General features: G+C 63.4%; 23 protein-coding genes. 21 read left to right on the plus strand and 2 right to left on the minus strand.

Features of this window, described 5'->3' with window-relative positions:
* Positions 1-155: 155 nt before the first annotated feature.
* From lafA (BN1121_RS05545) to BN1121_RS05595, 11 genes are all read left to right on the plus strand, one after another.
* Positions 156-1,010 carry a lateral flagellin LafA gene (gene lafA, locus BN1121_RS05545; protein WP_005355808.1) on the plus strand — a complete coding sequence of 285 codons (855 nt, stop codon included), beginning with the start codon at positions 156-158 and terminating at the stop codon, positions 1,008-1,010.
* Positions 1,011-1,189: 179 nt separating this feature from the next.
* Complete coding sequence (lafA, locus tag BN1121_RS05550) at positions 1,190-2,065, plus strand: lateral flagellin LafA (RefSeq protein ID WP_005355807.1); 876 nt, start codon at positions 1,190-1,192, stop codon at positions 2,063-2,065.
* Positions 2,066-2,165: 100 nt separating this feature from the next.
* The gene (gene lafB / locus BN1121_RS05555) at positions 2,166-3,452 is read left to right on the plus strand and encodes a lateral flagellar capping protein LafB (protein WP_005355805.1); all 1,287 of its coding nucleotides are present in this window, start codon (positions 2,166-2,168) and stop codon (positions 3,450-3,452) included.
* A gap of 10 nt (positions 3,453-3,462) precedes the next feature.
* The gene (gene lafC, locus BN1121_RS05560) at positions 3,463-3,855 is read left to right on the plus strand and encodes a lateral flagellar export chaperone LafC (protein WP_005355803.1); all 393 of its coding nucleotides are present in this window, start codon (positions 3,463-3,465) and stop codon (positions 3,853-3,855) included.
* A 59-nt stretch (positions 3,856-3,914) separates the two neighbouring features.
* A complete protein-coding gene (locus BN1121_RS05565; RefSeq protein WP_005355801.1) occupies positions 3,915-4,226 on the plus strand; it encodes a hypothetical protein in 312 nt (103 codons plus the stop codon).
* Positions 4,223-5,317 (plus strand): flagellar hook-length control protein FliK, encoded by a 1,095-nt coding sequence (locus BN1121_RS20250; RefSeq protein ID WP_005355800.1) that lies wholly within the window; start codon positions 4,223-4,225, stop codon positions 5,315-5,317. The genes BN1121_RS05565 and BN1121_RS20250 overlap by 4 nt, the downstream gene beginning before the upstream one ends.
* A gap of 42 nt (positions 5,318-5,359) precedes the next feature.
* A complete protein-coding gene (locus tag BN1121_RS05575; protein ID WP_005355798.1) occupies positions 5,360-5,821 on the plus strand; it encodes a flagellar basal body-associated FliL family protein in 462 nt (153 codons plus the stop codon).
* Between the two features lie 9 nt (positions 5,822-5,830).
* The gene (gene lafS, locus BN1121_RS05580) at positions 5,831-6,535 is read left to right on the plus strand and encodes a lateral flagellar system RNA polymerase sigma factor LafS (RefSeq protein WP_005355795.1); all 705 of its coding nucleotides are present in this window, start codon (positions 5,831-5,833) and stop codon (positions 6,533-6,535) included.
* 35 nt (positions 6,536-6,570) lie between these two features.
* Positions 6,571-7,428: a lateral flagellar motor stator protein LafT gene (gene lafT, locus BN1121_RS05585; RefSeq protein ID WP_005355791.1), complete on the plus strand. Its 858-nt coding sequence runs from the start codon at positions 6,571-6,573 to the stop codon at positions 7,426-7,428.
* Positions 7,428-8,363 carry a lateral flagellar motor protein LafU gene (gene lafU, locus BN1121_RS05590; protein ID WP_043597422.1) on the plus strand — a complete coding sequence of 312 codons (936 nt, stop codon included), beginning with the start codon at positions 7,428-7,430 and terminating at the stop codon, positions 8,361-8,363. Before lafT ends, lafU begins: the two co-directional genes overlap by 1 nt.
* Before the next feature lie 5 nt (positions 8,364-8,368).
* The gene (locus BN1121_RS05595; protein WP_005352967.1) at positions 8,369-8,794 is read left to right on the plus strand and encodes a hypothetical protein; all 426 of its coding nucleotides are present in this window, start codon (positions 8,369-8,371) and stop codon (positions 8,792-8,794) included.
* Here BN1121_RS05595 and BN1121_RS05600 read toward each other — a convergent pair.
* Positions 8,745-9,725, minus strand: a complete 981-nt coding sequence (locus BN1121_RS05600; RefSeq protein ID WP_005352953.1) for a lytic transglycosylase domain-containing protein — start codon at positions 9,723-9,725, stop codon at positions 8,745-8,747. The genes BN1121_RS05595 and BN1121_RS05600 overlap by 50 nt on opposite strands.
* A 107-nt stretch (positions 9,726-9,832) precedes the next feature.
* Between BN1121_RS05600 and BN1121_RS05605 the strand changes: the two genes are divergently transcribed.
* Together BN1121_RS05605 and BN1121_RS05610 are read left to right on the plus strand one after the other, a co-directional pair.
* Positions 9,833-10,126, plus strand: a complete 294-nt coding sequence (locus BN1121_RS05605) for a hypothetical protein (RefSeq protein WP_005352951.1) — start codon at positions 9,833-9,835, stop codon at positions 10,124-10,126.
* Positions 10,127-10,375: 249 nt separating this feature from the next.
* Positions 10,376-12,316 (plus strand): EAL domain-containing protein, encoded by a 1,941-nt coding sequence (locus BN1121_RS05610; protein ID WP_005352949.1) that lies wholly within the window; start codon positions 10,376-10,378, stop codon positions 12,314-12,316.
* Here the strand turns inward: BN1121_RS05610 and BN1121_RS05615 are convergent.
* On the minus strand, positions 12,272-13,231 hold the full coding sequence (locus BN1121_RS05615; protein ID WP_082038228.1) for a 1-aminocyclopropane-1-carboxylate deaminase/D-cysteine desulfhydrase: 960 nt from the start codon (positions 13,229-13,231) through the stop codon (positions 12,272-12,274). The two genes, BN1121_RS05610 and BN1121_RS05615, sit on opposite strands and share 45 nt — an antisense overlap.
* 80 nt (positions 13,232-13,311) lie before the next feature.
* Here BN1121_RS05615 and BN1121_RS05620 point away from each other — a divergent pair, with 80 nt between their 5' ends.
* Genes BN1121_RS05620 through mshE form a run of 8 tightly spaced genes read left to right on the plus strand, consistent with a single transcriptional unit; the run spans position 13,312 to position 21,136 of the window.
* Positions 13,312-14,172 (plus strand): hypothetical protein, encoded by an 861-nt coding sequence (locus tag BN1121_RS05620; protein WP_005352948.1) that lies wholly within the window; start codon positions 13,312-13,314, stop codon positions 14,170-14,172.
* Entirely contained in the window at positions 14,169-14,762 is a 594-nt protein-coding gene (locus BN1121_RS05625; protein WP_005352946.1) for a hypothetical protein, read from the plus strand. The genes BN1121_RS05620 and BN1121_RS05625 overlap by 4 nt, the downstream gene beginning before the upstream one ends.
* Entirely contained in the window at positions 14,759-15,415 is a 657-nt protein-coding gene (locus tag BN1121_RS05630) for a hypothetical protein (RefSeq protein WP_005352944.1), read from the plus strand. The genes BN1121_RS05625 and BN1121_RS05630 overlap by 4 nt, the downstream gene beginning before the upstream one ends.
* Positions 15,408-15,716 (plus strand): SctD/MshK family protein, encoded by a 309-nt coding sequence (locus tag BN1121_RS05635; RefSeq protein WP_005352942.1) that lies wholly within the window; start codon positions 15,408-15,410, stop codon positions 15,714-15,716. Before BN1121_RS05630 ends, BN1121_RS05635 begins: the two co-directional genes overlap by 8 nt.
* A 32-nt stretch (positions 15,717-15,748) precedes the next feature.
* Positions 15,749-17,401, plus strand: a complete 1,653-nt coding sequence (mshL, locus tag BN1121_RS05640) for a pilus (MSHA type) biogenesis protein MshL (RefSeq protein WP_005352940.1) — start codon at positions 15,749-15,751, stop codon at positions 17,399-17,401.
* A 3-nt stretch (positions 17,402-17,404) separates the two neighbouring features.
* Positions 17,405-18,295 (plus strand): ExeA family protein, encoded by an 891-nt coding sequence (locus BN1121_RS05645; RefSeq protein WP_005352939.1) that lies wholly within the window; start codon positions 17,405-17,407, stop codon positions 18,293-18,295.
* The gene (locus tag BN1121_RS05650) at positions 18,292-19,413 is read left to right on the plus strand and encodes a tetratricopeptide repeat protein (RefSeq protein WP_005352931.1); all 1,122 of its coding nucleotides are present in this window, start codon (positions 18,292-18,294) and stop codon (positions 19,411-19,413) included. The genes BN1121_RS05645 and BN1121_RS05650 overlap by 4 nt, the downstream gene beginning before the upstream one ends.
* Positions 19,414-19,426: 13 nt before the next feature.
* Positions 19,427-21,136 carry an MSHA fimbrial ATPase MshE gene (mshE, locus tag BN1121_RS05655; RefSeq protein ID WP_005352928.1) on the plus strand — a complete coding sequence of 570 codons (1,710 nt, stop codon included), beginning with the start codon at positions 19,427-19,429 and terminating at the stop codon, positions 21,134-21,136.
* Position 21,137 lies beyond the last annotated feature (1 nt).

The raw sequence follows: 21,137 nt of genomic DNA on the forward strand, positions 1-21,137 counted from the left end.
CATATGCCCCCCGCTCTATTTTTACAGCAATGAAGAACTCGCCTTAGTACGCAAAAAAGTGGGTGGCCATTTAATATTGCCGCCAATTCGGTCGTTTACCTCTTCTGAAGAGACCCTGCCGGCAAGTAGCCGGCGCCAGCAATGAGGAGCCGATAATGGGCCTGTCCATTCATACCAACTATGCATCTCTGGTTACCCAAAACCAGCTGAATTCCACCAACAAGCTGCTGAGCACCGCCATGCAGCGCCTGGGTACCGGCATGCGCATCAACTCCGCCGCCGATGACGCCGCCGGCCTGCAGATGGCCACCCGCCTGGAAGCTCAGTCTAACGGCCAGAAGGTCGGCATGCGTAACGCCCAGGATGCCATCTCCATGATGCAGACCGCCGAAGGTGCCATGGACGAGATGACCAACATCGTTCAGCGTATGAAGGATCTGGCCACCCAGTCCGCCAACGGCACTGCAACTGCTGACGATCGCACTGCGATGGATGCCGAGTTCGGCGAACTTAAAAAAGAGCTGGGTAACATAGTCGACAACACCAAGTTTGGTGGTAAGGCCCTGCTCAAGGGTGGTGCATTCGAGGGGAGCATCGACTTCCAGATCGGTGGCACCTCGAACGAGAAGCTGAGCGTCGATCTGTCGGCCAACCTCAAGAAGGTGACTGGCACCACAGGTGGCAGTGGTCTCGACCACGCCGATGTTAAAGCCGGGATCAAGACCGATGCAGAGGCCGTGAAGGCCATGACGGCATTGGAAACTGTACTGGGTGATATCGGCACTGTACGCTCCGGTTTCGGTGCCAACATCAACCGTCTGGAACACACGGTGAACAACCTTTCCAACATGAAAGAGAATACCGATATGGCCAAGGGCCGTATCATGGATGCCGACTTCGCCGCAGAAAGCACCAGCATGACCAAGAACCAGATGCTGATGCAGGCGGGCATGTCTGTGCTCTCCAACTCCAACCAGATGACCGGTATGGTCACCTCCCTGCTGCGTTAATTGCAGATTAATAGGTGCGGGGGGCATATGCCCCCCGCTCTGTTTTTTCTCCTCGGTGAATTCATCTTCGAACTTAGAAAAAGCGGGCGGTCATTTAATATTGCGGCTCGTTCGGTCGTTTATCTCCTCTGAAGAGATCTTGCTGGCATCTTGCCTATACCCGTCATGAGGAACCGATAATGGGTCTGTCCATTCATACCAACTATGCGTCTCTGGTTACCCAAAACCAGCTGAACTCCACCAACAAGTTGCTGAACACCGCCATGCAGCGTCTGGGCACCGGCATGCGCATCAACTCCGCCGCCGATGACGCGGCCGGTCTGCAGATGGCCACCCGTTTGCAAGCCCAGTCCAACGGCCAGAAGGTCGGCATGCGCAACGCCCAGGATGCTATCTCCATGATGCAGACTGCCGAAGGTGCCATGGACGAGATGACCAACATCGTTCAACGCATGAAGGATCTGGCGACTCAGGGGGCCAATGGCACCGCCACCTCTACTGACCGAGCCGCCATGGGTTCCGAAATGAAGTCCCTCTCTGCCGAGCTGGACAACATCGTAAAAAACACCACCTTTGGTGGCGCCAAGCTGCTGAGCGATGAGGCTGCCGACAAGGGGAAATTCCAGTCTGGCATCGATTTCCAGATTGGGGGATCTTCCGCCGAGAAGCTGACCGTTAACATCGGCACCGATCTCGCCGCCGTCACCACAGCGGTGAAGACGGCTAAGGATACCGATCTTAAAGACTTCGATCAGGGAGCGAATGCAACCCAGACGGCTATGCAGGGGCAGATGACGAAGATGGAAACCATGTTGGGCGATATCGGCAAGGTTCGCTCCGCACTGGGTGCCAACATCAACCGCCTGGATCATACGGTGAACAACCTCTCCAACATGAAGGAGAACACCGACATGGCCAAGGGGCGCATCATGGATGCCGACTTCGCCGCAGAAAGCACCAGCATGACCAAGAACCAGATGCTGATGCAGGCGGGCATGTCTGTGCTCTCCAACTCCAATCAGATGACCGGTATGGTCACCTCCCTGCTGCGCTAACTCGTAACCGAAGAGCCTCCCTTGGGAGGCTCTGTGCGGATAGGAAAGCGGCGATGCGCCCCTTTCCTATCCGCAGTCACAACCCAAGAGGATTCTTATCATGATGGTTGATCCCGCCACCATGGCCACTCAGCTGGTGGCTGCCGAGCGTCTCAACATGGATAGGCTGCTGAAGAAGCAGCAGGAAAGTTTCAAGTCCCAGCTCTCTGCCATGAACGGCCTCAACACCAAGCTCAGCAGCTTTCAAACCCAGCTGAAGGAGCTGAACAAGGCCTCCACACTGCAGGCCCAAAAGGCGACCGTCTCTCAAGAGGGGATGATGACGGTCACCAGCAATGGGAAGGCGGCATCCGGGCAATATAACTTCTTCATCAATCAACTCGCCCAGACCCATCAGGTCGGGATCAAGTTGGCCAGTGAGAGCGACCCTCTACCTAGCAGCGGTGAGTTTTCTCTCACCGTGGATGGCAAGAGCATCAAGATTGATCTTGCCACTCTGGCCCCGGGCAGTACGGTGAAAGACTTGGTTAGCCAAATCAACAATGCAACCGGCAACGATAAGGTGCGAGCCAGCCTGGTACGCAACAACGGTGAAGTCAATCTGGTGCTGGCGAGCCGGGAGAGCGGCATCAAAAATGCCATCACGATTGATTTTAGTGGTGATCCTGCCTCGGCCTTGGGGCAGGCAACCTTGGCTCGCAAGGACATTACAGCGGCACAGGATGCGATCGTCACCATGGGCAGTGGTCCCGGGGCCATTGCAATCACATCGGCCAGTAACAAGCTGGAGAACGTGGTTGAGGGGCTCACCATCAATCTGACCAAGGCGCAGAAGGCCGGCGATGCAGCGCTGCAAATCACCGTCAGCCAGGATACGGAGACGGTGACGGGGGCTCTCAAGAAGTTTGTCGAGAGCTACAACGGCCTGGTCGATGAACTGGGAAAGTTAACGGCGAGTGACCCCAAGAATCCGGGGGCACTCTCTGGGGATAGCTCGACCCGTGCGCTCAAGAGCAAACTGGCAAATTCGGTGCGAGACCTGCCCGATGGCATGAGCCTTGCTTCGTTAGGGATCAAGACAGATAGAAACGGCAAGCTGAGTTTTAGCGAGAGCGATTTTAACAAGGCCCTCGAGAAGGATCCCGAACTGCTCAGCAAGGCACTGATGGGTGACTCAGGGCTGCTCAAGAAAATGATCAGTGCCGTGGACCCTTTCACCGCCCGCGATGGTGTCTTCAAGCGCAACAAGGACAGTATCGAGAAGAGCCAGCGTCGGGTCGAGCAGCGGATGGAAGCGCTCGATCGCAAAATGGATGCGGCTTACAAACGCTATTTGAATCAATTCTCCCTGATGAGTCAGATGCAGCAGACGATGCAGGGCATTTAAGAGAACCATCATGTTTGATCACGACGACGGTTACAGCGCCTATCAGCAGGCGGCGACCGAGGCCAAGGCGGCCAGTGCCGATCCCCATCAGCTGGTGCTGATGCTGATCGACGGCCTGCTCGACGAGATGGCGCGCGCCGAAGGCCATATTCAGGTGCGCCAGTTCGACCGCAAGGGGCGCTCCATCACCAAGTGCCTCGATATTCTCGGCGGCCTCGACAGCGCCCTCGACATGGAGAAAGGCGGTGAGCTGGCGTTGAACCTGCATCGTCTCTATGACTACTGCGGTCAGCGCCTGTTTGAGATCAGCGTCAGCAATGACACCGACGGGTTTGCCGAGGTGCGCAAGATCATCACAGAGCTGCGCGAAGGGTGGGAAGCCATGGGGCGCCATGCCGCCTGAGTGCTTCCGTATGGGGAAGCCATGCTTCCCCTCGTTGCCCATAGCAAGAGGTTGAACCCATGCTGCCATCCCAGCAAGAGAGTGCTCGCCAGTTGCTGCTTGTGGCCTCTCGCCTGCTCGACCAGGCCAGAGCCGGTCAGTGGCAGGAGGTCACCCGCCTCGATGCCGCCCTGGCCAACGCCTGCGCTCAGCTGCGCCGTGCCCCTGCCCTGTGGCAGGCGCTGGCATCGACCCGCGAAGAAGTGCGCCGCTTGCACGCTGAGGCGCTGGTCTTGTGCCGTAGCGAGACAGCGCGCCTGCAGCTGGAGTGGCAGAGCTTGGGGGAGCAGCACGAGGGGATCCGTGCCTATGAAGAGGTGGCCAGTCGATGAATCCGATGCAGATTAACGGGTTAGGTGGTTTTCGCGGTGCCCGGGGAGAGGGGATTGCCGGTGGCCGGGACGCTCATTCCGAGCAGGAGGGCTTCTCCCTGACTCAGGACGAGGTGGAAGAGACGCTGCCAGGCGACCCGACACCTGAGCCCCTGTCGCAGTTTGTGCGCATGGCCGAGCCCGAGCTCTCCTTTATCGAGCCGCTTCCGCAGTTTGTGCGTATGGCACAGGAAGAGGGGCGGCCTCTTGCCGAGGCGCCGGTTCTCCAGTTGCCCGGCGATGCGCCAACGGCTCAGCCGCAGGGCGAGCCTGCCGCTCCCGCCGTGGACGAGGCTGCGAACACGCCTGAGCCTGGCTACGTGGCGGCCCCGCTGGCCTTTCGCGGCATGATGCCGGTTCGCTTGCCCCCGCTCTCGACGCCCGAGACGAAGGCGGCGCCCGCCGCACCGTCGAGCGCGCTACCTCAGGAGCAAGCGGCCCCTGCCCAGGGCGAGGCACCCGCGCGACTCACCCAGCAGGCGATCACCCAGCGCGAGCTGATGCCGCTTTTACGCCTCGCGGCCCACTCGGCCGCCGAGCCGGCCAAAGAGGGAGGGGCCGAGGTTCCTCCCGAGATCCCTTCCCTGAAAGGGGGGCCGGTTCCCGTCGCCTTACAGCGACCCAGTGAGCTGCAATGGGCGCCGCTGCGTCTTGCCGATCCTCAGGTGCAGTGGGGACAGCAGCTGGTGGCGGCCCTCAAGGACAAGGTGGAATTGCAGGTCGGTCAGCAGATCAAGCAGGCCCATATCCGCCTCGATCCCCCCGAGCTTGGGCGTCTCGAGCTACATGTCCGCATGGATGGCGATCGTGTGACCGTGCAGCTCAATGCTGCCAACCCGGCCGTACGCGATGCCTTGATTCAGTCGATGGAACGGCTGCGCAGCGCCCTGATGCCCCACCATGCGGGTGGCGTCGAGGTGAATGTGGGCCAGGGAGGGGCAGGCCAGCAGGAGCAGGCGCCGCGGGATCAGGTCCTGGCCGGCCGACGCGCCCTGATGGAGGAAGAGGTCGTGACCACCGACGCCGTCGGTTGGCTCGACACCCTGGTGTAAACCTCCCTGACAACACGAGTTCTAGCGAGAGAGTAATCAGAGATGATGCGTCGAATTGTTATCTGGGTGGCGGTGGTCATCATGGTCATCTGCCTCACACTGGTGCTGGGGTATGTGGGCTATCTCAAGCGCGACAAGATTGAGGTCTTGCTGGGGTTGGCCGAGGCTCAGCCCGAGCTCAGCGCGACCCCCTTGTTTAAACCCCTCGACAAGTTTGTCATCAGCCTCGAAGGGGGCGATGAGACCCACTACATGGTGCTCGAGGTGGCGCTGGTGACCCACAATCCGGATGTATTGCTCCAGCTTGACGAGCAAAAGCCGCTGCTGCGTAACGCCATGGTGCAGTACTTCAGTCATCGCAGCCACGACGAGGTACGCAAGGAGTTGCAGCAGATCAAGGTGTTGCAGGAGTCGCTGCTCAAGAAGCTGGAGCTGACTTTGGCGAGCTACGGCTACAAGACCTACCTCGATGAGTTGCTCATCACCAAGGTCGTAGTGCAGTAAGGCTGCCTCATGAACGCGCTCTGGACCGAGGAGAGAGAGTACCGCCCGACGGCGCAACAGGGGGAGGCCGAAGTGCTGCGCCGGTATCTGCCTCTGGTTAAGCGTGCCGCCAGTCACCTGCGCAGCCAGGTCTCGGCCACCTTCGATCGGGAGGACATGGAGCAGGTCGGCATGATGGGCCTGCTCGAGGCGTGGCGGCGCTATGGTGGCGAGCTGGACGAACAGTTCGAGAGCTTCGCCTTCAAGCGGATCCGCGGCGCCATGCTCGATGAGTTGCGTCGTCTCGACTGGCGGCCGCGTCAGCTGCGCCAGCAGGTGCACGCCTTTAACCAGCAGGTGCGCGAGTTACAGGCCCGTCTGGGCCATGTGCCGAGCGAGCCTGAGATTGCCCAGGCGCTGGGATGCAGCCTCGAAGAGGTGCGCGATCTGGCCTATGCGGGGCAGGCCGAGGCCCTGCAGAGTCTGGAGGAGTGGCTGGAGAACGGTGGCCGTGCCCCGTCGGTGGAGAGCGATGATACCGAGCTCGCCATGACGGTCAGCAAGGTGCTCACCACCCTGGAGAAGCGGGAGCAGCTGCTGCTCTCCCTCTACTATCAGCACGAACTGAACATGAAAGAGATAGCCCTGGTGCTCGGATTGACCGAGTCCCGGGTCTGCCAGTTGCACAAGCAGTGCGTACAGCAACTCAAGCAGCGACTGGCGGCGTCGTTTTAATCGGGGGAGTCTCCCCCTCAATCCGGAGTGGATAGATGCTTAAGCAGATTGGCATTGGGGTAATCCTCGTCTGTGTCCTGGGGGGCTTCATGATGGCGGGCGGCAAGGTGGTCGCCCTGTGGCAGCCGGCCGAGCTGATCATCATCATAGGTGCCGCCGTGGGCTCCATGATGCTGGGTAACGAGAAGTCGGTGCTGATCGAGATGAAGCACCAGCTCAAGCAGGTGTTCAAGCCCAATAAAGAGGAAAAAGAGCTCTATCGGGAGCTGCTGACCCTGATGCATCAACTGCTCGAGGAGACCCGCAACAAGGGGCTCAAGGCCCTCGACGAACACATCGAGAACCCCCAGCAGAGCTCGGTCTTCCTGATGTACCCCCAGATCTCCGAGGATCCCCAGCTGCTCGGTTTCATCATCGATAACCTGCGCCTGCTCGGCATGGGCAAGATCAGCCCGCACGAGCTCGACACCATGCTGGAGCAGGAGATCATGGCGATCGAAGAGGATCTCCTCAAGCCGGCCCACGCCCTGCACAAGACCGGTGAAGCCTGCCCCGGCTTCGGGATCCTGGCAGCCGTGATGGGCATCATCATCACCATGCAGCAGCTCGATGGCCCCCTGGCCAACATAGGTGTGCATGTGGCGGCCGCCCTGGTGGGCACCTTCATCGGCATCTTCCTCTGCTACTGCCTGCTCGAGCCCCTGAGCTCGGCCATGGAGGAGCAGGTGAAGCGCCGGGTCGCACTCATGATGTGCATCAAGTCGATCCTGCTCGCCCAGCTGCGTGGCAAGCTTCCCCTGCTGGCGGTGGATGCCGGTCGTAAGGTCCTCGAGCCCGAGGTTAAGCCGAGCTTCCTCGAGCTGGAAGAGTGGGTCACCAACAGGTCGATGTAATGCGCAACCACGAGCAGATCATCATCAAGCGCCAGCAGCGGCGCAATCATGGACCCAAGGCCGGCGGCGCCTGGAAGGTGGCCTTTGCCGACTTTACCCTGGCCATGATGGCGTTCTTCATGGTGCTCTGGATCCTGGCGGTCTCCAATCAGGAGGAGCGTACCGCGGTGGCCAGCCGGCTGCGGGATTACAGCATCATGGACAGCGAGGCCAACCCCTTCGACATCAGCAACAGCCCCTACCCGGTCGATCTGGGTGGCAACCCCTCGGTGGTGGACGAGACCTCTCCGCGCTTTAGCAAGGAGGGGCAACGCATGCCCAAGTATCGGGACAAGGCCGGTACCATCTTCAATCAAGAGGGGAAGGCGGGTTACCAGAGCCTGCTCAAGGGACGGGTCGAAGGGGAGAAGCAGATGCAGCAGCTGGCCGGCTTTATCGGCTCTCTGGCCAACCAGATGGAGGCGAGCCGCAACCTGGAAATCCAGGTGGTGCCCCAGGGGCTGCGGATCCTGATCCGTGACAACGATCAGCGCGAAATGTATGCCCGTGGCAGCGCCCGTATCACCCCCTTCTTCCATCATCTGCTGATGGCCCTGGCCCCGGTGTTTGAACGGGTCGAGAACCGGGTGATGATCTCGGGCCACACGGATGCGACCCCCTTCGCCGGACAGAACTACACCAACTGGGAACTCTCCTCGGATCGCGCCATGATCGCCCGCCGGGTGCTGCAGGCCGGTGGCATGCCCACCGAGCGGGTGGCCCAGGTGGTCGGTATGGCTGACACCATGCCCGAAGATCCCAGCGATCCCAAGGGAAGCCGTAACCGCCGCATCGAACTGCTGATCCTGTCGCAGGGAGCTGAGGCGAACCTGGACCAGCTGTTTGGCAGCCATCTTAAGCAGGCGGCAGAGACCGCCCGTCGTCAGGAGCCCTGAAATTCATGGATGAAACACAAGATCCGCTGTACGACTCTCGTCGTCAGCAGCCGCGCTGGTATCTGCACGATGGCGAGACTCCCTTCGAGGAGCAATCCTGTGGCATCGCCGCTCGCCTGATGGTGAGCGGTCTGCTGTTCGATCGTCGCCTGTGTCGGGTCATCATCAAGGACATAGGCCCTGGCGGGGTGGGATTCCTGGCGCCACTGCGCTTCGAGTTACCCAAGAACCTGCGTCTGGTGCTGCCCGGCCTTCCCCCCCTCGACTGCCTGCTGATGCACCGTCGTCCGGTCGGCCCCTCGCTGTGCTTCATCGGGGGGGCCTGGGCCGAACCCGACGCCGTCGATCTGGCGCCCGTGCTCAGCCGTTGGCGTCAGCACTTCATTGCCACCAGTGGGGTCGCCTTTCCCGAAGACCTAGTGGATCTTTAAGCGCCTCTTGAGGCCACTCGCGCCGCTCCATGTCCAGCCCCCTGGCCGTGCCGAACTGCAAGGGATCAGCGAGTCCCTCGAGGGAGACCGGCAGGGTGACGGTCAGCCGCTTGCGTGTCGTGGTCACCAATGACGCCTCGCCATAGAGGACGGGGCAAGGGGGACGCATGGCCGGCTCCCAGCTGCGCCAGGCCGGATTAAGCGGGAGTAGTCCCTGCAGATCCTGGCGGTGGCGTTGGCTCCAGCCGGTCAGGGAGCAGACAGCCGGGTAGTCGACCCTGAGTTCGCCCCCCTCCTGCCAGGGGGGCAGGCGCAGGCCGTATCGCTCCGGCGCCGAGAGCAGGCGCCCGAGCGCTTGCAGGCGTGCCACATAGCGCCGGGTCTCGGCGGGCAGGGGCAACTGCTGCACCGAGCCGCCCGCCCCTGCCGTCAGGCTCGCCTTGAGCCGCCCCTCGCCCGCATTGTAGGCGGCCAGGGCCAGCAACCATTCTCCGTCGAAGGTATCTTTCAGCCAGGTGAGATAGTCCAGGGCGCCCCGAGTGGCGAGGGGGAGGGAATAGCGTCCGTCAAAGCTTGCCTCAACCGGGATGCCGAAGCGACGGGCCGTCTCGGGCATCAGCTGCCAGGGACCGGCCGCACCGGCGTGGGAGATCACATCCAGGCGGTAGCTGCTCTCCACCAGGGGGACCAGCAGCAGCCAGGAGGGCAAGTGACGACGATGGAGCTCCTCTTCGATGAGGCGCAGCATGGGGCGGGCGCGTCCCAGGGTTCGCTCCAGATGTGTCTTGCTGCCAAGCAGGTAGTTTACCTCCTCTTCGATGCGTTGCTGCTCGAGGGGGGAGGGGGTTGAGGGCAGGCTCCACAGGCGATCGTGCCAGGCCCGCAGCGGCAGGCAGACCAGCAGAGTGAACAGGAAAAAAGAGTACCTCATCAATAGCTTCGAATGGTACTATTCTTGAATAGTCTGACTTACTGATATTGCTACAGTTTTTCCCATTGTTTGTCGCTTTCATTGGGTTGAACAAGGAATGGGGCAGTATGACAAACCGCAAGCAAAAGACCAAGCAAGGGACCCCGGGTCTGCAGAAGTTTCTGCTCTACCTGATCCTGGCCAACTTCATCCTGGTCTGGCTCTATCATCGTAACATCCCATCCCTGCCCGTTTTTCGTAGCCTGCTGGTGACCAGCCTGCTGATCGGCTACAACCTGCTGCTGTGCAAGCTGGTGGTGCGCCGCGCCCGCCGTCACGGGGACAGCTATGTGGTCTATCCCGTTGTCATGGTGAGTATTTTCCTCTGTGCTTCGGTGCTCTATGTCTACCTTATCCGCTGACTTGCCGGTTGACGTGGGCACGAGTATGGGGCTTAGGCCGGCATCATGGCGTCTGCCTGGCGTGGACCGGGTGATAGCAAGCCCGGCATCGCCTTCTTACTCACATCATCGCCTCATGCTGTTACTGTTTGGCCTGCCGGGGCGCCCTTTTTCTCATGGCGCCCGCCTGGCTGGCAGACCTGACCGGTTGGCCGTGATAGCATCATGGTTCATGCGGGAATCGGGTTCTCGCTCAGGACGGATTCACGGATGAAGCTCACCACGCAACTCGTTTCATTCATTACCCTCTGCGTCATCACGGCCATGGCCATGGTGATGCTCGGTGGCGTCTTCAGCTTTCGTCAGCTGGGCATAGCGCTGCAAGAGAAGAAGGTCGAAGCCCTGGTTGAGGTGCTCGACCGTAACTTCGACCTTCAGGCCGAGTCGGCTCCGATGATCGAATGGATGCCGAGCCTGCTGCGCTCGGCCCATGTCATCTCACTGGACGTCTTTCGGGGTGAGCAGAAAGTCTATGGCTTTCAGAACCTGTTTGGCGTCGAGCCGGACGACCCGCTGGTGGATTACAGCCTCACCCTGCCGCGCCATCCCGAGTATGAGGCACGCCTGAAGCTGGAGCGTCCCTTCAAGGAGTTTGAATACTCCATGGAGGCGATGTTCGGCATCTCGTTCGGGGTCTTTATCGTGGTCTTCGGCCTCTGGTTCTCCATCCGCTGGCTGCGTGAACAGATGCGCGGCGCCGAGCTGCTGAATCACAGGGCCGAGCTGATCCTGGCCGGTACCCTCGGCAAGCTTAACCACAACCCGGCCGATGAGTGGCCGCCCAGTGCCAGCAAGGCCATCGATTACCTGTTGGCAGAGCTGGCCGATGCCCGCAAGGAGCGCAGCCGCTTCGACAGCTTCATCCGCAGTAACGCCTTCGTGGACAAGGTCACCGGGACCGGTAACCGTATCTTCTTCGACAACCGACTGGAGAGCGCCATTCGTGACTCTGCCGCCCTTAACGGCGGCATGCTGTTGATCGAGCTGGTCGGCCTGGATGAGCTGGAAGGCAACGAGAGCGTCATGAACGAGGTGCTGCAGGAGGCGAGCCTCTCGATCGGCGCCTTCGTGCGCAAGCATGCGGGCGCCCTGCAGGCTCGCTATGCGGCCCACCTGATTGCCGTCCTGCTGCCCAATCAGGGCGAGAGCGAGCTGGTGGATGCGGCCACCCAGCTGCACAAGAGCCTGCTGCGCCTGCACTGGCCTGAGGAGGTGGAAGGGGAGATCTATGTCGGTGCCGTCTGTTATCGCAGCACAGATACCATGGCCCAGGTGCAGGAAGAGGCCGAGCTGGCCCTCAAGAGCGCTCACCTGCAGGGGGGAAGTGGCTGGTTTTTGTTCGAGAAGCTTTCGCCCGATGAGGAGAACACCAACAAGGGGACTGTGCGTTGGCGCACTCTGTTGACCCGTCGCATCGAGGAGCGGGCGGTGCGCCTCTACAGCCAGCCCGTGTTGCAGGGACAGGGGCAGCTGGTGCTGCAACAGGAGCTGCTGGCCCGTCTCGATGACGAGCAGGGTAACGAGCTGACGGCCGGGGTCTTCATGCCCATGGCCGAGAAGTCGGGCATGTTGCTGCCGTTTGATCGTCTGATGACAGAACAGGTGCTCGAGCTGCTCCAGCGTCTGCCCCCCGAGGCGCCGCCGATCAGCCTCAATCTCTGCGCCCAGAGTCTGCTCAACCGGGAGTTCCAGCGCTGGCTGTTCTTCTCGCTGTTCCAGTTGCCGCGCAGTCGCAATGAGCAGCTTATCCTGGAGTGCTCCGAGGCCCAGATCACCCGCTACTTCGAGGCGCTCAAGAAGCCGCTGCGCTCCCTGCGCATGCTGGGGGTGCGGCTGACGGTGGATCATGCGGGGCAGGATGTGGTGAGCACCCAGTACATCAAGGAGTTCGACATCAACTTCCTCAAGCTCCACCCCAGCCTGGTGCGCGATATCCACCTGCGTCAGGTTAACCAGATGGCGGTACGCAGTCTCATCGGCGGTTGTGCCAACACCCATACGCGCGTCCTGGCGGTCGGGGTCGAAAGCGCCGAGGAGTGGCACTGCCTGCGCCATCTGGGGGTGCATGCGGGGCAGGGGCTCTGGTTCGCCGAGCCGGCCCCATGGTCAATCCAACCGACCCTGCTCCCTGAGGCCGGCCAACCCCTGTAGCCCGCCGGTATGGATGAAGACGAGGCGGCTACCGCGGGGTATGTGTCCGGCTGCCAGCTCCTGGCACAGTCCCCACATGGCCTTGCCACTGTAGACAGGCTCGAGTGGCAGGCCGGTTTCGGCCATGAAGGCCTGCACCCATTGCCAGAGCGCCGGACTCACCTTGGCGTAGCCACCGCCGTGATGCTCGGTCGCCACCTGCCAGCCGTCCTCCAGCCGGGCCGGCGGCCACAGCCGCGCTATCTCCTCGCGCAGAAAATCCCCCCCCTTCAAGACCGCCATGGCGAGCACCCGCTCCCCGTGGCGGCGCCCGCTCAGCAGGCCGGCCGTGGTGCCGCCACTGGCACAGGGCAGCACCCAGTAATCCGGTGAGAAGGGCACCTCGGCTACCAGCTCGGCGACCCCGGGCAGGGCCAGTGTGCTACTGCCCCCCTCGGGGATCAGCAGGGTGTCGGGGGCGGCCAGCGTGGCGAGCCACTCGGGGTTGTGACGGCGGCGATAGGTGTGGCGATCCACGAAGGTCAGGGACATGCCCCACTCCCGGCAGGGGCGCAGGGTGGCGTTATCGGCCGCCTCCGGCTCGCCGCGCACCAGTGCCCGGGTAGTAAAGCCAAAACGGGCGCCGGCGGCCGCGAGGGCGTGCAGATGGTTGGAGTAAGCACCGCCAAAGGAGAGCAGGGTAGTGAGTCCACGCTCACTGGCATACCGCAGATGGTACTTTAGCTTGCGCCACTTGTTGCCCGAGATGAGGGGGTCGAGCAGATCGTCGCGTTTGACCCACACCTCGACCCCGGCCTGCCGGAACAGGGGGTGCTCCAGCCGCTCGAGGGGCGAGGGCGGGATGGCAAAGAGGTGGGTATCCAGGGTTTCAAGGTTGCGACAGATGTCACCTTTGGCGCCGTAATTCGTTGACATGCCTATGTTTTACTTAAATATGACGACTCGTGTGTGGTACAGTTTAAGCCGTTTTGTCGACGAGATCGCAGAGTGGATTGATGCGCCGATGGTTCAAAGGTAGGTCGCAGTCCGACCCGGTCGGGCTGTTGTTGGGACGAGATCGACTCTGGCTGGCCTGTGCCGAGCCGGCTCCCCTGTTCGCGTCGCTCCCCTGTGCCGGTCCCCAGGAGTGGGCGTCAGCCATCCCCGCCCTCCTCGCTCGCCATGCCCCCGGACAGAGCAAGGTTCATCTGGTGCTCTCCAGTGAGTTCTACCAGCAGGTGCAGATCGACAAGCCCGCCGTCCCCGAGGAAGAGCTGGCCGGGGCCCTGCCCTGGGCCATCAAGGACTACGTCAGCGAGCCCGTGATGCAGCTCTCCCTCGACTATGTCGACCTGCCGACCCCGCCTGCGGGGCGCCCCCGCATCAATGTGATCGCCGTCCCCCGCAGCCGGGTGCAGCAGTGGGCCGATGCGGTCAATCAGGTCGCCCGACTCGAGACCATCACCACCGACGAGCTTGCCCTCAGCGCCCTGTTCGAGGCGGATGGGGCCGTGCGCTTTTTGCTCTGGCAACCCACAGGGCAGGAGTTGCAGCTGCTGGTGTTCCATCGTGGCGGGCTCTGCTTCTCCCGGGTGCTGCGCGGCTTCAAGGGGCTGGCCAGCGCTGGCCTCGAGCCCATGGAGCTCGACTCTCTGGCTCTCGAGCTGCAACGCTCCCTCGATTATCTGCAGGGGCAGCTCAAGCTACCCGAGTGCGCGACCCTGCAGCTGGCCCTGACCTCGCCGGGACTGGGTGCCCTGGTGGGGCATCTGGAGCAGAGCTTCGGCTTCGCCGTCTCGGCCATGGCCAATAAGGCGATTCTGAGTGGCATCGACTACCTGCCGGCCTATGCGGTGGCCAGGAGGGTCGGCTCATGAAAACCCGGATCAACCTCTATGGGCCCGAGTTTCGCCCCCGCCGCCAGTGGGCCAGCCTGGCGCAGATGATGCTGGCCTGGGGAGGCGCCCTGTTGTTGCTGTTGGGCATGGGGGCCTACCTGAGTTGGCAGCAGAGTGAGCTGGATGCCCGTCAACGGCAGCTGGATGCCGAGCTCAGTCGGCTCGGCGCCGAGTCGGCGCGGCTCGACGCCGAGTTGGCTCGGCACCAGCCAAGCGCGGCGCTCGCCAGCGAGCTGACCGGCCTGCGTGACCAGATCGGCGGTATGGAGCTGATGTTGCAGCAACTCGGGGCCCTGGCCCCGGAGCGGGGGCAGAGCCATGCCCTGCTCCTGCGCGAGCTCGCCGGCCTCTCGGCCCCCGGGCTCTCCCTGCAGCGGATCCGGGTCGAGGGCGAACACATCAGCCTGGGCGGTGAGACCCACGGCAGCGAGGAGGTCCCCGCCTGGGTGGCCCGCTTCGGTGAGACCCGCAGCCTCGCCGGCAAAGCCTTCCCCGAATTCCTGCTCAGCCGTGATCCCAAGGGGCGGCTCTTGTTCCAACTGGGGTCGCTCCCCAAGGAGACCCCATGAACGCCGCATCCTTGAGCCAGCAGTGGCAGCAACTGAGCGAACGGGTCGGGCGGCTCTCCCAGCGCGAGCGCTGGATGATGCTCGTCACCGGGCTGGTGCTCTTGCTGTTGCCCTTGGGCGAATACTGGATTGGCCCGGCACTGGAACGCCAGGCCCAGAGCCGCGACAGGATTGAGTCGTTGATGCGCGATGGCGAGATTGCCCGGCTCGGGATCGAGGGGCGCAAGGCGCGCCTGGGCCGAGATCCCAATGCGGAAGTGAGCCGCGATATCAATCAGAGCCGGGAGCGGCTCGCCGCCTTGCAAAAGAGCCTGCGCGAGCAGACGGTGGATCTGATCGCCGCCGAGGAGATGCCGGCGGCCCTGCAAGGCCTGCTGGCCCACGGCGATCGCCTGCGCCTGATATCCATGACCAGTCGCCCTCCTGAGCCCCTGCTTCCCCCCGAGCAGAAGGCCAATCTCTATCGCCATGAGATTGAGCTGGTGCTGGAGGGAGGCTACTTCGATGTTTATCGCTATCTTCAGGCGCTCGAGGGGCTGCCACGCCACTTCTACTGGCGCCAGTTTGACTACCGGGTCGAGGCGTGGCCCCAGGCCAGAGTGAGTCTGGCTATCTATACCCTGAGCGCCAGCAAGGAGTTTATCCGTGGCTAGTCTGTTTCTGGTGTTGGGGGCCGTCGCGGCGCTCGGCACCCCTCTCAAGGACCCCACCACCCCCCTGACCGGCGGCAGCAGTGGTGGCGCGACCCAGGTCGCGGCGACCGGGCTGCCCAGGCTGCAGAGCATAGTGATTGGCAATGGCCCGGCGCTGGCCGTGCTCGGGGGCAAGAGTTATCGCCAGGGTGACCAGGTCGCCGGGTGGCACATCAGCAGCATCACAGGAGACAGTGTGGTGCTGGAGCGGGGGCAGGAGAAGACCAGCCTGATCCTCTTCGGTGACAAGGTGATTCGCTAGGGAACCCCCCGGCGCTTTCGGATAGACGACCCATGAGATCATTTCAGTACACCCTTCTCTCTCTCGCGCTGGTTGCGGCCGGCTGTACCAGCTATCAGCATCCGCAACCCAATGAGGCCAAGGAGGCCCTGCGGGAGGCACAGCGCAAGCCGGCGCCACCGCTGACACTGCCCAGCGCGGTGCAGAGCGAGCTGCTGGCGCTGCCCGCCCCCAACCTGACGCCGCCGCCGGTGCCCGAGAAGCGCCTTCGCATCGCCGCTCAAGAGGTCGAGGCGGCCGATTTCTTCGGCTCTCTGTTCAAGGGATCCCGCTACAGCGTGGCGCTGCATCCCGGGGTCAGCGGTCTCATCACCCTGGAGCTCAAGGACGTGACCCTGAGCGAGGCGCTGACCACGGTCGCCGACATGTACGGCTTCGACATCCAGCGCCGGGGCTATGTCTACCACATCTACCCGGCCGGGCTGCGCACCGAAACCATACCGGTCAACTACCTGATGATGGCCCGCCGCGGCATGTCGCGCACCACAGTCTCCACCGGCGGGGTGACCAACACCAATAGCAACGACGGCAGCAGCGACTTTAACAACAGCAATAGCAGTAGCGGCAGCAACAACAGCAACAGCGATTCGGGCAGCCAGACCACGGGAAATGGCACCCGCATCGAGACCGACAACGAGGCTGACTACTGGCGCGATCTGCGCGAGGCCTTGCAGACCCTGATCGGTAACGGTGAGGGGCGGGCCGTGATCGTCAGCCCACAGGCTGGGCTGGTGACGATACGTGCCTATCCGGCCGAGCTCAAGGCGGTGAAGGGATTCCTCAACCAGTCTGAGGAGCACCTCAAGCGGCAGGTGATCCTGGAGGCGAGGATCCTCGAGGTGGGACTCAATGAGGGGTATGAGCAGGGCGTCGACTGGAATGGTCTCTCTGCCACCTGGGACGGTAACAAGGGGGTGGCGGGCGGCACCCTGGGCAGCGACAAGGTTGGTAATGAAAATGTCATTTTCAAAGCCATCGGTGGCGGCGCAGGCTTTGCGATCTCTGACGGTAACTTCAATGTGGCGGTCAATCTGCTCAAGACCCAGGGGGACGTCAACACCCTCTCGAGCCCCAGAGTGACGGCCACCAACAACCAGAAGGCGGTGATCAAGGTGGGTTCTGACGAGTACTTCGTCACCCGCGCCTCCACCACTGTGACCACGGCCACTGGCTCCGAGCCGGTCGTCAGCCCCAACGTGGAGCTGACCCCCTTCTTCTCGGGCATTGCCCTGGACGTGACCCCCCAGATCGACGAGCAGGGGCGGGTGCTGCTGCATATCCACCCCTCCGTCATCGACACCGAGGAGCAGAAGAAGAGCATCAGCATAGGCACGGCCACGCCACTGGAGCTCCCCCTCGCCAAGAGCTCGATCCGCGAGTCCGATACCGTGGTGCAGGCCAATAATGGCGACATCATCGTCATCGGCGGCCTGATGAAGACCGACAAGAAAGAGGTGGTGAGCAAGGTGCCGCTGCTGGGGGACATCCCCTGGGTGGGCGAGGCCTTCACCAACCGCAACGAGAAGACCCAGAAGGTGGAGCTGGTGATCATGCTCAAGCCCACTATAGTCGAGAGCAACACTTGGCAGCAGGAGCTGCAACGCTCCAGCGAGCTGCTCGACAAATGGTATCCGGCCGGACCCTAAGGCATGTACCTGGAGCACTTCGGCCTGAGTGAGGCCCCCTTCGGCCTCACCCCCAACACCGGCTTCTACTACGGGCTGCCTCCCCATGAGGAGGCGCTCGAGGTGCTGCGCTGGGCGCTGGACCAGGGAGAGGGCTTCATCAAGGTGACCGGCGAGGTGGGCACCGGCAAGACCCTGCTCTGCCGCAAGCTGCTCGGCGAGCTCGGCTCCGAGGCCCGACCGGTGCGCTGCGCCTGGTTGCCCAACCCGCACCTGACCCCGGACGAGCTGCGTGCGGCCCTGGCCCATGAGCTCGGCATGGCGCGTCAGGAGGGGTGGGAGCTGGATCTCACCGACCGGTTGCACCGGCACCTCATCGCCCTGCACCAGCAGGGATTTCGGGTGGTGGTGTTGATCGACGAGGCCCAGGCCCTGCCCGACGACACCCTGGAGGCGATCCGCCTGTTTGGCAACCTCGAGACCGAATCGAGCAAGCTGCTCCAGGTGGTGCTGTTTGGCCAGCCCGAACTCGACAACCGGCTGGGCAAGGCGCACCTGCGCCAGCTGCGCCAGCGCATCGGCTTCTCCTATGCCCTGCGCCCCCTGCGTCGTGACGAGGCGCGCGCCTATCTCGAGCATCGGCTACTGGTCTCCGGTTACCGCGGGGCGCCCCTCTTCAGTGCCGCCGCCCAGCGCCTGCTGTGGCGCTCTGCCCGTGGCATCCCCCGCCTGCTCAACATACTGGCTCACAAGAGCCTGATGTTGGCCTATGGCAAGGGGTTGCGTGAGGTGGGTCGCCCTCTGGTGCGTGAGGCGGTGCGCGACACCGCCGACGCCAGGGGTGGCCGTGGGCCGCTCTGGTGGGGGCTGGGGATCGGGCTGCTGGCCCTGCTGGTCTGGGGGGCGAGCCGATGAGCGTCATCAACCAGATGCTTAAAGATCTCGAAGGGCGTCACCAGAAAGAGGGGGAAGGCGCCCGCTATCAGCCTGCGGCTCGCACGCCGCTCTGGCTGCTCGCCCTGGTGACCCTCACCTGCCTGGCCGGCCTGCTGTTGGTGGGCTGGCGAGGCTGGCTCTATTGGCAGGCCGATGCCGCCCGCTCAGCCCCCGAGGTGGATAATCTGGTCGCCGTGGCAAGCTCCACTGGCATGGCCACGCCACCCGACGCAGCAACGCCCCCAGACAGGGCGGCGCCGGCGCCCCAAGCCGCCGAGCCGGTGAGCCCGACCCAAGAGCCGGATACCCGGGTTGTCCTGCCCGTGCCCGAGTCTCCCGCGCCGGCAGAGGCGGGCGACGAGCTGGTGGTTCCGCCCGGTGAAGACCCCGAGGCCTTCTATGCCAGGCTCGATGCCGCCTTGCAGCCGGAGCGGCAAGAAGAAGATGCGCTGGCCGCCCGCCCCGTCGAGGCGCCCAAGGCTCAGCCCAAAAATGAGCTCCGTATCGAGCGGGTCTCCCTCTCGCCGGGCGAGCTGGCAACTCTGGCCGACAAGAAGGCCAGCAGCGCCATGGCCAAGGGCGATCTGGCCGAGGCGGAGCGGCAATATGTGGCGCTGCTCGAGCAGCAGCCGCAGCAGGTGGCGCCGCGCAAGCAGCTGGCGGCCCTGCTCTATGGCCAGGGGCGCCTCGAGGAGGCCAACCGTCTGCTCGAAGAGGGGGTGCGCCTGCACCCGGTCGAACCCGATTTTCGCCTCTTGCTGGCCCGACTGGCACTGGCGACCGGGCAGCAACCCCAGGCCCTCAACTGGCTGGCCGGGGCGCGTCCGCCGCTGCCCGGCAACCTCGACTATTACGCAACCTGGGCCGGCGTGGCCCAGGAGCTGGGGCGCAGCGGCGAGGCTCGGGATCTCTATCTGCAACTGCTGCGCAGCAAGCCCGACGAGGGGCGCTGGTGGCTGGGGCTGGGGGTGGCCGAGGAGCGCCTGGGCAACGGGGAGCGTGCCCTCGATGCCTATCGCAGCGCCCAACTGCACGGCGGGCTCGGCGATGCCTCGAGCCAGTGGCTGGGGCAGCGCATCGCCGCCCTGACCCCATGATGAAGGAGTAACCATGGTACAACCCAGACTGAAGATGCGGCTCGGTGACCTGCTGGTGCAGGAGCAGATCGTCTCGGACGATCAGCTGCAACTGGCCCTGCAGCAGCAGCGCCAGACCGGCCGCAAGCTGGGGGCGACCCTGATCGAGCTCGGCTTCATCAGCGAGGTGCAGCTGCTGCAGTTTCTCGCCCGTCAGCTGGAGGTGCCCTTCTTCGATCTTAACACCCTCACCATAGACGCGGCGGCGGTGCAGCTGCTGCCCGAGGTGCAGGCCCGTCGCTACCGCGCCCTGGCGGTCAATCGCAGCGACGACGTGGTGACGGTCGCCATGTCGGATCCGGCTGATCTCAGCGCCCTCGATGCGGTTGCGGCCCTGCTGGCACCGCGTCAGATGGCCCTGGCGGTCGCTCGCGAGGGGCAACTGCTCGACTACTTCGACCGCCTCTATCGCCGTACCCGCGAGATCGAGAGCTTTGCCGAGCAGCTGCGCGAGGAGTATCAGGAGGCGGACTTCGAGCTGGGGGGCAGTGCACTCGAGGGGGCCGGAGAGGGAGAGGCCACGGTGGCCAAGCTGCTGCGCTCCCTGTTTGAGGACGCGGTGCAGATGGGGGCCTCCGACATCCATATCGAGCCGGACGAGAAGGTGCTGCGCATTCGCCAGCGGATCGACGGTGTGCTGCACGAGAACGTGCTCAACGAGGTGCGGATCGCCCAGGCGCTGGTGCTGCGTCTCAAGCTGGTCGCCGGGCTCGACATCTCGGAGAAGCGGTTGCCTCAGGATGGCCGCTTCAACATGAAGGTGCGCGGTCACGACGTCGATGTGCGGATCTCCACCATGCCGGTGCAGCACGGGGAGTCGGTGGTGATGCGTCTGCTGGATCAGTCCGGCGGCCTGCTCTCCCTCGACGATACCGGCATGCCGCCCGAGATCCTGGTGCGCTTTCGCCGCCAGCTCAAACGCCCCCATGGCATGATCCTGGTCACCGGCCCCACCGGGAGCGGCAAGACCACCACCCTCTACGGGGCGCTCTCCGAGATCAACCAGCCGAGCCACAAGATCATCACGGTAGAAGATCCGGTGGAGTATCGCATTCCCCGCATCAACCAGGTGCAGGTCAACCCCAAGATCGGCCTCACCTTCTCCGCCGTGCTGCGCTCTACCCTGCGTCAGGACCCGGACATACTGCTGGTGGGGGAGATGCGCGACAACGAGACAGTGGAGATAGGCCTGCGCGGCGCCATCACGGGCCACCTGGTGCTCACCACCCTGCACACCAACGACGCAGTCACCAGTGCCCTGCGCCTCATCGACATGGGGGCGCCGGGCTATCTGGTGGCCAGCGCCCTGCGCGCCGTGGTGGCCCAGCGTCTGGTGCGCCGTCTGTGTGAACACTGTCGTCAGCCGGCCGAGCCCGATCAGGCGCAAGCCACCTGGCTCGCCACCCTGAGCGGCGAGCGTCCAGGTGAGCACGCCTATCACGTCGGTCGCGGCTGCCAGAGCTGCAACTTCACCGGCTACCGGGGCCGGATCGGGGTCTATGAGCTGCTCGAGCTGGACCAGTCCATGATGGATGCCCTGCGTCGGGACGATGCCGAGGGCTTCGCCCGGGCCGCCCGCGAGCAGCCCCTCTACCGCCCCCTGGCCCGGGTAGCCCTCGACTATGCCCGCACCGGTGTCACCTCGCTCGACGAGGTGCTGCGGTTGGCCGAGGACCTGGGGTAAG

It is taken from the genome of Aeromonas diversa CDC 2478-85 (assembly GCF_000819805.1).
Lineage (GTDB): Bacteria > Pseudomonadota > Gammaproteobacteria > Enterobacterales > Aeromonadaceae > Aeromonas > Aeromonas diversa.

Excerpts from the sequence above, each read along its gene's own strand:
- BN1121_RS05565 (WP_005355801.1), top strand. The coding sequence starts at position 3,915 with ATGCTGCCATCCCAGCAAGAGAGTGCTCGCCAGTTGCTGCTTGTGGCC.
- BN1121_RS05600 (WP_005352953.1), bottom strand. The coding sequence starts at position 9,725 with ATGAGGTACTCTTTTTTCCTGTTCACTCTGCTGGTCTGCCTGCCGCTG.
- BN1121_RS05575 (WP_005355798.1), top strand. The coding sequence starts at position 5,360 with ATGATGCGTCGAATTGTTATCTGGGTGGCGGTGGTCATCATGGTCATC.
- BN1121_RS05615 (WP_082038228.1), bottom strand. The coding sequence starts at position 13,231 with ATGTCAACGAATTACGGCGCCAAAGGTGACATCTGTCGCAACCTTGAA.
- BN1121_RS05610 (WP_005352949.1), top strand. The coding sequence starts at position 10,376 with ATGAAGCTCACCACGCAACTCGTTTCATTCATTACCCTCTGCGTCATC.
- lafU (WP_043597422.1), top strand. The coding sequence starts at position 7,428 with ATGCGCAACCACGAGCAGATCATCATCAAGCGCCAGCAGCGGCGCAAT.
- BN1121_RS05620 (WP_005352948.1), top strand. The coding sequence starts at position 13,312 with ATGCGCCGATGGTTCAAAGGTAGGTCGCAGTCCGACCCGGTCGGGCTG.
- lafA (WP_005355807.1), top strand. The coding sequence starts at position 1,190 with ATGGGTCTGTCCATTCATACCAACTATGCGTCTCTGGTTACCCAAAAC.
- BN1121_RS05605 (WP_005352951.1), top strand. The coding sequence starts at position 9,833 with ATGACAAACCGCAAGCAAAAGACCAAGCAAGGGACCCCGGGTCTGCAG.
- mshL (WP_005352940.1), top strand. The coding sequence starts at position 15,749 with ATGAGATCATTTCAGTACACCCTTCTCTCTCTCGCGCTGGTTGCGGCC.
- lafS (WP_005355795.1), top strand. The coding sequence starts at position 5,831 with ATGAACGCGCTCTGGACCGAGGAGAGAGAGTACCGCCCGACGGCGCAA.
- lafB (WP_005355805.1), top strand. The coding sequence starts at position 2,166 with ATGATGGTTGATCCCGCCACCATGGCCACTCAGCTGGTGGCTGCCGAG.
- BN1121_RS05595 (WP_005352967.1), top strand. The coding sequence starts at position 8,369 with ATGGATGAAACACAAGATCCGCTGTACGACTCTCGTCGTCAGCAGCCG.
- BN1121_RS05630 (WP_005352944.1), top strand. The coding sequence starts at position 14,759 with ATGAACGCCGCATCCTTGAGCCAGCAGTGGCAGCAACTGAGCGAACGG.
- lafA (WP_005355808.1), top strand. The coding sequence starts at position 156 with ATGGGCCTGTCCATTCATACCAACTATGCATCTCTGGTTACCCAAAAC.
- BN1121_RS05645 (WP_005352939.1), top strand. The coding sequence starts at position 17,405 with ATGTACCTGGAGCACTTCGGCCTGAGTGAGGCCCCCTTCGGCCTCACC.
- BN1121_RS05625 (WP_005352946.1), top strand. The coding sequence starts at position 14,169 with ATGAAAACCCGGATCAACCTCTATGGGCCCGAGTTTCGCCCCCGCCGC.
- BN1121_RS20250 (WP_005355800.1), top strand. The coding sequence starts at position 4,223 with ATGAATCCGATGCAGATTAACGGGTTAGGTGGTTTTCGCGGTGCCCGG.
- mshE (WP_005352928.1), top strand. The coding sequence starts at position 19,427 with ATGGTACAACCCAGACTGAAGATGCGGCTCGGTGACCTGCTGGTGCAG.
- lafT (WP_005355791.1), top strand. The coding sequence starts at position 6,571 with ATGCTTAAGCAGATTGGCATTGGGGTAATCCTCGTCTGTGTCCTGGGG.
- BN1121_RS05650 (WP_005352931.1), top strand. The coding sequence starts at position 18,292 with ATGAGCGTCATCAACCAGATGCTTAAAGATCTCGAAGGGCGTCACCAG.
- lafC (WP_005355803.1), top strand. The coding sequence starts at position 3,463 with ATGTTTGATCACGACGACGGTTACAGCGCCTATCAGCAGGCGGCGACC.